This window comes from Saccharothrix coeruleofusca, assembly GCF_014648515.1.
In the GTDB taxonomy this organism is placed as follows: Bacteria; Actinomycetota; Actinomycetes; order Mycobacteriales; family Pseudonocardiaceae; genus Actinosynnema; species Actinosynnema coeruleofuscum.
In genome coordinates this window covers 338,395-339,240 of record NZ_BMRG01000003.1, presented here as the reverse complement: position 1 = coordinate 339,240, position 846 = coordinate 338,395, and the positions used below count along the sequence as shown (strand labels likewise).

The window sequence follows — 846 nt, the reverse complement described above, 5'->3', positions numbered from 1 at the left end:
CTCCACGGCCTTGGCCGCCTCGCGGTCGACCGCGAAGTTGTGCGAGCCGCCCAGGTAGTAGTCGTACATCCGGGCCGTGCTCGGCCGGTCCACGTCAACCGACGCGGGAACCCAGCTCGCCTGCTCCATCGCGGCTCTCCTCGTGTGGTCGAGAACGGCGCGATCGTGCCCCCCTGGGGGGTGCGCGCACAAGTCACGCCTTGCGGCCGACCCCGGCGTAGGCGCTGATGAAGTCGTCCTCGGAGTCCGGGTGCCACTGCGACAGCGCGACGACCCCCGGCTCGACCACGTCCAGGCCCGCGAAGAAGGCCGCGACCTCGGCGTGCGGGCGCAGCACCAGCTGGCTGTCGCTGCGCTGGTAGATGTCCTGCACCTGGCGCCCCTCGACGACGTGCTCGGGGGCGACGCCGTCGAGGGTGCCGTGGGAGATGGCGAGGTAGCTGCCGCCGGGCAGGGCCCGCACGTACCGGGCCACCGCCTCGTGCGGGCCGTCGGAGTCCGGGACGAAGTGCAGCACCGCGACCATGAGCAGGCCGATGGGGCGGTCGAAGTCCAGCCACTCGCGCACGCGCTCGTGCCCGAGCACGCCTTCGGGATCACGAAGATCGCCCTGGATGGCGGTGACCCTCGGGTTGTCCCGCAGCAGGGCCGTGCTGTGCGCCACGGCCACCGGCTCGACATCCACGTAGACCACGCGGGCCTGGTCGGCGATCTCGTGCACGTTGCCCACGGTCGGGATGCCCGAGCCCAGGTCGAGGAACTGGTCGACGCCCCGCGCCACCAGGTAGCGCACCGCGCGCCGCAGGAACGAGCGGTTCGCCCGCGCCGCGCCCGCCATGCCGGGGA

The 846-nt window shown here is 72.8% G+C and carries 2 protein-coding genes; both read right to left on the bottom strand.

Annotation, left to right across the window (positions count from 1 at the left end):
* On the bottom strand, positions 1-69 hold a 69-nt coding region (locus tag IEZ00_RS36420; protein WP_229795491.1), incomplete at its 3' end, for an SAM-dependent methyltransferase.
* A 124-nt stretch (positions 70-193) separates the two neighbouring features.
* Positions 194-846 (bottom strand): SAM-dependent methyltransferase (locus tag IEZ00_RS10100; RefSeq protein WP_229795366.1); only part of this gene is annotated, 653 nt, incomplete at its 5' end.